7 protein-coding genes are annotated in these 10,383 nt (G+C 33.8%); 4 read left to right on the forward strand and 3 right to left on the reverse strand.

Annotated features, from left to right (window positions below; all coding sequences use genetic code 11):
- Nucleotides 1–89: 89 nt before the first annotated feature.
- Together E7Z81_RS10270 and E7Z81_RS10275 are read left to right on the forward strand one after the other, a co-directional pair.
- Nucleotides 90–1,499: a nicotinate phosphoribosyltransferase gene (locus E7Z81_RS10270; protein WP_292747366.1), complete on the forward strand. Its 1,410-nt coding sequence runs from the start codon at nucleotides 90–92 to the stop codon at nucleotides 1,497–1,499.
- A gap of 176 nt (nucleotides 1,500–1,675) precedes the next feature.
- Complete coding sequence (locus E7Z81_RS10275) at nucleotides 1,676–6,394, forward strand: C1 family peptidase (RefSeq protein WP_292747369.1); 4,719 nt, start codon at nucleotides 1,676–1,678, stop codon at nucleotides 6,392–6,394.
- Between the two features lie 12 nt (nucleotides 6,395–6,406).
- On the opposite strand, the gene E7Z81_RS10280 is transcribed toward E7Z81_RS10275, so the two are convergent.
- The gene (locus tag E7Z81_RS10280) at nucleotides 6,407–7,105 is read right to left on the reverse strand and encodes a thymidylate synthase (RefSeq protein ID WP_292747371.1); all 699 of its coding nucleotides are present in this window, start codon (nucleotides 7,103–7,105) and stop codon (nucleotides 6,407–6,409) included.
- Nucleotides 7,106–7,326: 221 nt separating this feature from the next.
- The gene (locus tag E7Z81_RS10285; protein ID WP_292747374.1) at nucleotides 7,327–7,902 is read right to left on the reverse strand and encodes a sugar O-acetyltransferase; all 576 of its coding nucleotides are present in this window, start codon (nucleotides 7,900–7,902) and stop codon (nucleotides 7,327–7,329) included.
- A 250-nt stretch (nucleotides 7,903–8,152) separates the two neighbouring features.
- Here E7Z81_RS10285 and E7Z81_RS10290 point away from each other — a divergent pair, with 250 nt between their 5' ends.
- Together E7Z81_RS10290 and E7Z81_RS10295 are read left to right on the forward strand one after the other, a co-directional pair.
- Nucleotides 8,153–8,581, forward strand: a complete 429-nt coding sequence (locus E7Z81_RS10290; protein ID WP_292747377.1) for a hypothetical protein — start codon at nucleotides 8,153–8,155, stop codon at nucleotides 8,579–8,581.
- Nucleotides 8,582–9,238: a hypothetical protein gene (locus E7Z81_RS10295; RefSeq protein WP_292747380.1), complete on the forward strand. Its 657-nt coding sequence runs from the start codon at nucleotides 8,582–8,584 to the stop codon at nucleotides 9,236–9,238. It begins immediately after the preceding gene.
- Here the strand turns inward: E7Z81_RS10295 and E7Z81_RS10300 are convergent.
- A complete protein-coding gene (locus E7Z81_RS10300) occupies nucleotides 9,235–9,933 on the reverse strand; it encodes a hypothetical protein (protein WP_292747383.1) in 699 nt (232 codons plus the stop codon). The genes E7Z81_RS10295 and E7Z81_RS10300 overlap by 4 nt on opposite strands.
- Nucleotides 9,934–10,383: the final 450 nt, after the last annotated feature.

The following is a 10,383-nucleotide window of genomic DNA, read 5'->3' on the forward strand; positions in this document are numbered from 1 at the left end:
AACGGAAGTTCAAACTTCCTATTTTTTTCTATTTTTTTTACATTAACTTTTTAACATATTAATTGTATAATAGTTATTAAGTTGATATTATGATTGAAAACAATATATGTCTTTTAACCGACAGTTATAAAGTAACTCATCACTATTTCTATCCAAAAGGCACTGAAAAGATTTATTCTTACCTTGAAAGTAGGGTTGGTGCTGAGTTTAACAAAACAATTTTTTACGGACTTCAGTATATTATTAAAAAGTATTTGGAAGGCCAGGTAGTCAGTCAGGAAAAAATTGATGAGGCCGACAAACTTATATCAGAACACATTGGTCCTGGAATTTTCAACAGGGACGGCTGGCAATACATTTTGGATGAACATGACGGCAGATTGCCAATTGAAATAAAGGCGGTCAGCGAAGGAACTCCTGTAGATGTCAGCAATGTATTGATGACTGCGGAAAACACTGATAAAAAGTCATACTGGTTACCTAATTATCTTGAGTCTTTGCTTTTGCAGGTCTGGTATCCATCCACCGTTGCAACATTGTCCGCTGAAGTGAGAAAACTGGCCAATTTTTACCTTGAAATAACAGGTTCAGCCAAGGATAATCTTGACTTCATGCTCCATGATTTCGGCTACCGTGGAGCTACATCAACAGAATCATCAATGCTGTGTGGGTCTGCACATCTTCTCAGCTTTTCAGGAACTGATACAATTCCTGCTTTAACAATTCCTGAAAACTATTACAATGACTCCGCTTTATACGGATTTTCAGTTCAGGCAACAGAACACAGTGTAATGACTTCTCTTGGTCCTGAAGGTGAAATAAACCAGATTTTAAATGTCATTGACAATGCAAAAGATGGAATACTGTCCATTGTTATTGATTCATATAATTATCGGGACTTTTTGATAAATACAGGAAAATCGGGCAGCCAGCTAAATGAAGCTATCCTAAACTTCCTGGACGGTGAAAACAACAAAATAGTATTCAGGCCTGATAGCGGAGAGCCTGTTTCAACAACAATTGATTGTCTGAACTTGCTTTCAGAAGGTTTTGGAAGCCATCTAACAGATAAAGGTTACAAGGTATTCGATTTAAACATTGGTCTTCTATGGGGAGACGGTCTTAACTATCAGAAAATACGTGATATCCTGTTTGCAATGAAATCCAACGGATGGGCTGCCCAAAACATAATATTCGGTATGGGTGGGGGACTTCACTCATCTGTAACCAGAGATACCCAGAGAAATGCATTTAAATGTTCAGCACAATTGCGTGATGGCCAATGGCATGACATATTCAAAAACCCTCTTGATTCAAGTAAAAAATCAAAAACAGGAAGATTTAAATTAATTAATGAAAATAATTCATTTAAAACAGTTTCTATTGATAGTGATGGTGAAGATTATCTTCAAACAGTATTCAAAGATGGTGAACTGTTGATTGAAGACAGTTTCGGAGACATCAAAGCAAGAGCTTTAAAATACTCTAATTTCTTATAATTTCGTTCAAAAATTTTGGAGTTTTTTTTAACTCCTCCACTATTTTTTTTTAAAAATATTTTACATTTTAACTCTTATTTTCCTTTAAAAACAATTAATATTTATATTAGGATATCTAAAGATAGTTATATTCTATATCTTTAACATATTATAGAGATTAAATTGGAGGAATAAATTTGAATAAGCTTAAATTAACATTACTGTTGTCAATATTCTTTCTGCTGATGCTAGTGCCGGCAGGTTATGCAATGGATAATGACACTGCGGTTCTTGGTGAAAGTTCTGCCGATTATTATTTTGATTCAAATGTCGAAAATGATAATGGAGACGGATCAATATACAATCCCTACAAGACATTAACTTCCGATAGAATTAAAGACAATTCCATTATTCATCTGGCTAACGGAGAATATGAACTGGACTGGGGAAGTAATCCCGATAATGTGAGTATAAAAGGAACTGATGCCAGCAAAACTATCATTTCTTATTCTGGAATAGGTTTTGATTTAAAAGGTTCCCTATCATTATCAGATGTTACTTTAAGCGGTTTAGGAATAAGGGCTAGTGGAAACAATTTAACAGCAACAAATACAATTTTCAAAGATTTCTCATCTGCCTCCAATAATGCAATCAATTCTAAGTCAAATGTTATCCTCTCAAACTGTTCTTTCATATCCAATTCTGCAGGTACCGGAGGAGCTATTTACATGAACGGAGGTACTTTGACTATTTCCGATTCACTGTTTAAGGATAATGCGGCCGATAAGTACGGTGGTGCCATTGCATGTGAGGACGGTACTTATATTGAGATTGATGATTCAAAATTCCTCAATGATTATTCCAATGCAGAGGCAGGTGGTGCGATTTATTTAAAAGATGTTGAGCTAGTTGCAAATAATGTTGAAATAATCAACTGTTCCGCTCCATTCGGTGGAGCTATAGCTTCTTTAAACTCAAAGGTCTCTCTAAATAATTTTACCGCTAAAAACAATAGGGCTAAATACTACGGAGGTGCTGTCTATTCATTGTATCATTCCTTTGAAATCACCCATTCAGCATTAACCAACAACAGTGCAGGCAATGGTGGTGCAATATTTGCCGATGGCGTTTCTGACTTTATAATAAACAATAATGTATTCACTGATAACTCTGCAAGCATTGGAAGTGCTGTTTTTTCACAGATAAGTGATTTTTATTATGATTCCCTATATGATAAGGCATTGAATAACAAATTTGTCAACAATGATGCATATGTTAACAAAGGATTGAATTTAACATTTAATAATAATCAGCATATCCTATTCAAATTAAATGCATCCTATAACGGCAGTTTACCTTCTTATTATAATTTAAGGGATTTAGGACAGGTTTCCACAGTTAAAAATCAGGGAAGCGGAGGTAACTGCTGGGCATTTTCTTCACTGGCCGCTTTGGAATCTGCAATTTTAAAGTCCACAGGCATTGAATATGATTTATCCGAGGAAAACATGAAAAACATAATGTCATTTTATTCCACTTACGGCTGGTCAATGGAAAACAATGTTGGAGGATATGACAAGATGGCTGTAGGTTATCTAACCAGCTGGCTAGGTCCGGTCAATGAAAGTGATGATGATTATGACTCCAAATCATTATTGTCCCCATTGATTGCAAGCTTTGTCCATGTTCAGAATATTGTATTTTTAACAAGAAGTAATTTCACAGATAATGATGCAATTAAGAAATCCATAATGGATTACGGTGCCGTTGCTACAAGTATATACTGGTCAAGTTCATATCTCAAAGGAAAAAATTACTATTATTCAGGATCTACCGGTGCAAACCATGCGGTAGCAATTGTAGGATGGGATGATAACTATTCAGCTTCAAACTTCAGGAACACTCCTCCGGGTGACGGTGCATGGATTATTAAAAACAGTTGGGGAACCAGCGGTGGAGATAAAGGATTTTACTATGTTTCATATTATGATACTAAATTTTCACAGCCTGGAAAATATGTTTCCTATGCCATTATATTAAATGATACAATCAAATATGACAAGATTTACCAGTATGATGTTCAGGGCAGATCTGATATCTTTTTAAATTATACAAACACCGTCTGGTACAAGAATAAATTTGAAGCTACCTCTGATGAATATCTCTCTGCAGTATCAACATACTTTGAAAAATCTACAGACTGGGAATTATCTGTTTATGTTAATGATGCATTGAAACTCACAAAATCCGGAAAAGCCATAGTAGGTTATTCCACTATTGATTTAGGAAAATTCATTCCAATCAAAACAGGCGATATCTTTGAGGTTGTCTTTAAGGTAACTGTTGACGCCAATGCAAGCGTTCCTATCTCAGAGGCTGTTTCATTCAATGAAGAAACATACCATGAAAATATTTCATTTATAAGCTATGACGGAAAAAATTGGGTTGATTTCTATGATTTGGAATGGACATTCCCTGACCATACTTATGCATCACAGGTAGCATGCATTAAAGCATTCACTATTTCAAACCCTCTGAACACTCAAATTAATTTAACTTTAACAAACAGAGGCAAAAACAGTACAGATATAATTGCCACAGTTTTCGATGAATACGACAATATCATAACTCATGGAACTGTAGTTTTCTCAGTTGGCGGTGCTGAACGCACTGTAGCTATCAGCAACGGAATTGCAAAGTATTCTAATGCAAAAATAACTGACGGAATCAATAATTACTCTGCAAGATTCAGCGAAACAGGTTACAATCCGTCAAGCAATTTTGTTCTTGTATCCAATAATGTAATTGATACAAACATCAGTTTAACTTTCTCTTCTGTAGACGTTAATCCGGTTACAATTACTGCTAATATCAACGGCCAGAACGGAAATCCTGTGGAAGGTGGAGAAGTTGTTTTCACCATTGAAGGCGTAAACTACACAGTAAGTGTAGAAAATGGTTATGCAAGCTTAACCCATACATTCAAAAGCTTTGGAGTAAACAATATTTTAGCAGCATACAGGGATGCATACAGTTACGGACCAAGTCAGACAGAAAAGACAATTGAAATCTCACTTCACGATGCACGTGTTGACATTAACGTTGATTCCCAGTATAATCCTGTAACAGTTACTGTTAATGTGGTCGATGAGAATGGAAACAAAGTAAATGCAGGTAATGTGGTTTTAAAGATTGAAGGCAGCGAATATACTGTTGGCATAACAGACGGCAAGGCAAGCTTAACTCACGTTTTCACCAGGTTCGGCAGTCAAATCATCACAGCCGCTTATAGTGATGATTCATATAACTATAATTCAAACAATACCCAAAAGGACATTTCCGTCAATTTGAAAAATACTAATTTGGAAATTGATCACGATTATAATGCAAACAACCCTGTTAATTTAACCTGCACAATAACTGACGGCGATGGCAATCCTGTAGATACAGGCAAAGTTTATTTCAACTTTGGCGATGAAACTAGGGAGGTAGATGTTGCAGACGGTGTTGCAAGTATTGAGTATGTATTTAAAAACACTGGTATCAATGATGTTTCAGTTAGTTATGTTGACGGATACTACTATGCAGATTCTTCCAAGAATATCTCTTTAAACGTATCTAAGATTCCTGTCGGATTATCTGTTGATGTAAATCAGATTAAAGATTCATTGACAATTACAATAAACCTTTCACAAGCTTTAGATGAATATGTTGTTGTTTATGTTAATGACGAGTACAATATATTGAAATCATCAAAAGGTCAGGCAGTATTGAATCTCAACAGCGCATATCCTGGAACATATTTAATCAAAACCAATGTGAACAGTTTAATTTATGATTCAGGCATTGTAGAAAAAGAGTTCAAAGTAAAAGAAAGATCTACAACCATAATCTGTGATACATCAAAACTTGCTTATGATAAAGTTTTGCACTGTTCTGTTGTCCTGGAAGATGAATTCGGTTATGTTATTCCAAATTCTCAAGTTTCAATGACTGTTGGAGGCAAAACATATTCCGCTGTTACCAATGAATCAGGTGTTGCGGTATTTAAGTTCACCTCAGGAATTGGAACTGCCAGTGCAGTATTTTCATTCAAGGGTGATGAGAACTATCAAAAATCATCCCTGACCAAAAAATTAACCATTGACTCATCAGTCCAGATGCCGACAGCCGCTAAATACACATACAATGCGGATTATGAAGTTAAGCTTGTGGACGGCGCAGGCAATGTAGTGAAAACAGAGGATGTAAATGTTCTTGTTGACAGCAAGGACGAATTTACAGTATCTACAGATTCCAAGGGCATTTTACACTTTAACATATCATTATCAGTTGGAAGTCACACAATCACCGTAACCAATCCTGAAACCGGTGAAGTCAAATCTCAGACAATCAGTGTTGCTGCACGTATCAACGGAAATAAGGCTTTGACAATGTATTACGGTTCAGGCTCAGCATACAAGGTCAGAGTATATGACGACAATGGAAATATAGCAAAAGGCGTTGAGGTAACATTTAAGATTGACGGCAGAATCTACTCAAGAATCACTGACTCCAACGGTTACGCTTCACTTAAAATCACTTTAGCCCCAAAAACATATACAATAACTGCCAGTTATAAAGACTACAAAGTGTCCAACAAGGTTGTTGTCAAACCGACATTGATTTTAAAGGATAAAACAGTTAAAAAATCAAAGACTTTCAAATACACTGTCAAACTGCTTAACAATAAGGGTAAAATTTTGAAATATAAGTATGTTAAAGTCAAGTTCAAAGGCAAAACATATAAGGCTAAAACCAACTCCAAGGGAATAGCCACATTCAAACTAAAATCCTATTCAAAAGTAGGTAAATTCACATTAACAGCAACTTATGGTTCTGCAAAAATAAGTAAAAAGATAACAGTTAAAAAATAAGGTTAAAAAACCTTATTTATTAGCTTTAATTAAGTTACGGGCTGCTTTTAAGTCAGTATTATAGATATGGCCTGAGGTTGAGTGGTAGTGAACTCCACCAAAGTTTAATTTTTCACCAACAATTTCCTTGTTGACTTCTTCTTTCATTTTCAATCCCAGATACGCTATGAAAAACATATTGGAGTAAAATGCTCCGAAAATATCATTGCTTCTGAATATGCAGTGAATTGTTAATTCATTGTCACGTACAATGCATTGAAGGAACTGAAGACATGGAATATCTTCCCTGTCGGCATCCAATTGAGGATCAATTGTAACTGCCACTGCCCTGTTTGATCCGGTTGCAGTCAGGATTCTCTGTTTCATTGTGTTGAACTGGTCAACATCAAAATGAGCATAGATACGGTTAGGGTAAGTGTAAACAAATCCCTGGTCGTCAGGATTTTCAGCTGATTTTACATATTCATATAATGCATCGCTTTTGATAGGACAACCTTCCATATCGAATTTTCCGGATTTGATGTCACTTAATAGCATGTCAGGTGTGTAGTGCTGATATTTTGCCCTGAATTTTAAATTGAACGGGTCATCAATTATATAAAAATTTCCAAGACTCTCAATTAAATGGTGATTTGAGTCTTTATAAGTTTCTTTTCCTTGCTTGAGGATTTTATTTACAAAATCCAAGTAACATTGATTAATAGTTAACATAAAAAACATCCCTTTAAATTAATTAAGATTATGTTTTGTAAAGTATATATAATTACAGTAATTTGGTTAAAAAGTTTCAACTGTTGCGTTGTTATGTAGATTTCATGATTTATTTTATTCAAGTTTAATTATTTAATTTATAATTTTAAAGATAGTTATTAAAATTTTAATAAATGTTGTTGTAAGTGATGGTTTAATTAAGTGTAATTGTATTTATTCGATTACTTTTTTTCGTTGACTTTTCTTACAACTTTTGCGGGAACACCTGCAACTATGGTATCAGGCTCAACATCCTTTGTAACAACAGCACCTGCTGCAATGATGGCGCCGTCACCAATGGTAATTCCCGGCAATACTGTAACGTTTGAACCTAACCATGCACCGTCTCCTATCTTAATAGGTGCAGGAAGTAGATTTGCTCTTTTTTCAGGGTCTTCCTGGTGGTTTAATGTTAAAAGACATGTATTGTGACCTATCAATACGTTGTCTCCTATAAAAATTCCTCCCTGATCCTGCATGGTACAATTTGAATTAATGAAAACGTTTTCTCCAAGATGGATGTTTTTGCCGCAGTCTGTGTGGAACGGTGGAACCAGTCTTAATGATTCATTTACTGGTTGAGAGGTAAGCTCTGCAAATATTTCTCTAACTTCATTTTCAGGGTGATATTCGCAGTTCAATTTACTTTTTATTCTAGTGGCTTCAAGAAGCAGTTCATTAAACATTTCCTGAACCTCGGAAGGATATTCAACTTCCTTTCCGCTATTGACATAATCTAAAAAATCTTTTAATTCCATTTTATCACTATTTTAGTATTGGTTGTCTTAACTTAATATAATTGTTGTGAATTTGTAAAATTGTTTTAAGTCCGTAAAATTGATTTAATTTACTTAATTATTTTTAAAATAGGTTATAACTAAGTTTGGAACAAGTTTTGGAAAAAATTTTTATATTATTTTATTTAATTTTAATATATATGATTTTTAGGTGGTTTTTATGAATTTAAAATATGATGGTCAGGGATGTCTTTTATAGGGAATATATGATTTGTCCATTGGAGAAGTTGAAAATGAGTTTGTAAATGGGAAATCTCAAAGAAGACATGATATATTTGAAAATTATAAGTGTCATCTTAAAGAAATAAAAGATACGAATTGCTGTTTGAATCATTGGATTGATGGAAGTTTTGTTACCTTGAAGGAAAATCCTAATGATATTGATACATTTACGGAATTTGATGGTGTTAAGGCCAAAAAATTAGGAATTCTTGATGAAATAGATAATATTATTTATGATGCTCCTTTAAGAACAAATAATTTTTGTCATTCTTTTAGAGTGTTTAAGGTTCCTCAATCCTGGCGGAAGGATTATGATGAGTATATAACAATTAAATCAAGGATATTATTTATATTATTTCCTTCAGATAGTAGAACAAATGGTGTAAAAGGTTTTTTAAAGTTAAAAATGGTGAATTAAATGTTTTTCAATACTATTAAAGAATATGATGAAGAATTAAAAAATATGGAAGACATGTTAAATGATATGGAAAAACGCATAGAGTTGTATCCTGATAGGGTATTGACAAAAGGAAATTACCGAACATTAAAAGAGATTTATACTATTATTTTCAATGATAAAAATGATTTTCTCAGGATGATGGATGACAGCATTAATCTGCACATTTCTGGTGAAGAGATAAAAAATCATAAGATTTCTCTTTCAATCATTACAGGTCTTTTCGGTAACTTTCAGGATTTGATTGCATTTTTGTCAAATTTTCTGAAAGATTCCAAAAACTATACTTTTGAAAGTCATGATTTAAAACTTGAAGAGGTTACCAGCGGATCCATTCAGATACTCTTTTCAATGGATGATGATATAACCAATTTGGAGGAGGTCTATCTAAATCATCAGGTCTTTGAAAGGCTTTTGGATTTGGTTGAATGCAATATTGATGATTTGGAAAAACAAATTGATGTCATCGGCACACAGTCCATGAATGCATATAAAAAATTTCTGAAAATTCTAATCGAAAATGAACTTGATTTTACTCTTGAGAATAATTCAAGAAAAGCGGGCCTGACACATGAAGAGTCATTGAAAATATATGAAAAAATAGATGATGGTATTTAATCGCAAGCGAATTTTACCATCAAATCGAATAATTCTTTAGCTTTATTGGTTGAATCCTGTTCTGTAATGTCTTCAGGAATTTCATATACAAAAGTAGGATATCCTCCCTGAGCTATTGGTTTGGATACAAGAACTGCAGATGTTGATTTGTATTCTTCATTGCCTGTTACTGGATAATAATTGAAATCACTGCTTTCGTTAACCTTTTTGGCAGTATCCACTGAGGCATTATCCATCTCAGGTGTGGCCAGATAGAATCCCTGTCCGTAAGTAGGTATGTGTGAATGGCTTATGATTACACAATCAGCATCTGATTTGGTAACGTCAGGATTTACAAAGTCATGAACGAGACTTTCTCCATTGGCTCGGCCCTCATTATAATCCTGAGGGTTTTTTGTCACGTTGGTTTGATAATGGATGATTTTGACATCACTGTGGTCATTGACGTATTCCCTTGCGGCCTTAATTTCAGGGTCTATTGATAAGGGTTCTCTCGGATGGATTCCTGTAATTAGGGCTATAGTTTTATCAGCGCTTGCATTACCATAAACAAACTTTTCAACAGTGCCGTTTTCAGTGTTTCCAAGGACGGTTCCTGTTGCATTTTGTGTCATTGGTTTGGATTGAATGAATATTAATCCTGCAAGAAGTATTAAAATTACAGCTATTAAAATGATTTTAGTTTTTCTCTGCAAAATTTCACCTATTACAATATATATTTCAGATATATAATAGTTTTTTAGATTTGCTCAATGTCAAATTTTAGAGTTAATACTGTTTAAACCATTCAGGATTGCTTTTGAAATGTTTTTTCATAAGTTCGGTTCGACATTTCATCATGTTTTCATATTTTTCCGGATTTTCATTTTTTATCTTTAAAATTCGAGAATACCTCGATTTCTGCAAGTTGGGGATGAATTGAAAAGTTGGGTGTACTTTTGTTAATTGTCTATATAATTAGTTATTTTTTAAAATAAGCTTTTTTTATAAGGTATTTAGGGGGATTATTTATATTCACTATACTTTTTGATTTTTCATATTAATATTGGAAAATTAATACTTTTCATTTGCTCTCTTACTATTTCTTTATAAATGGGGAAGTTGTTAATTTAATATTAGTGAGTCTTTAATTTTTGTATGTTAAA

The sequence above is a fragment of the Methanobrevibacter sp. genome (assembly GCF_015062935.1).
Classification (GTDB): Archaea; Methanobacteriota; Methanobacteria; order Methanobacteriales; family Methanobacteriaceae; genus Methanocatella.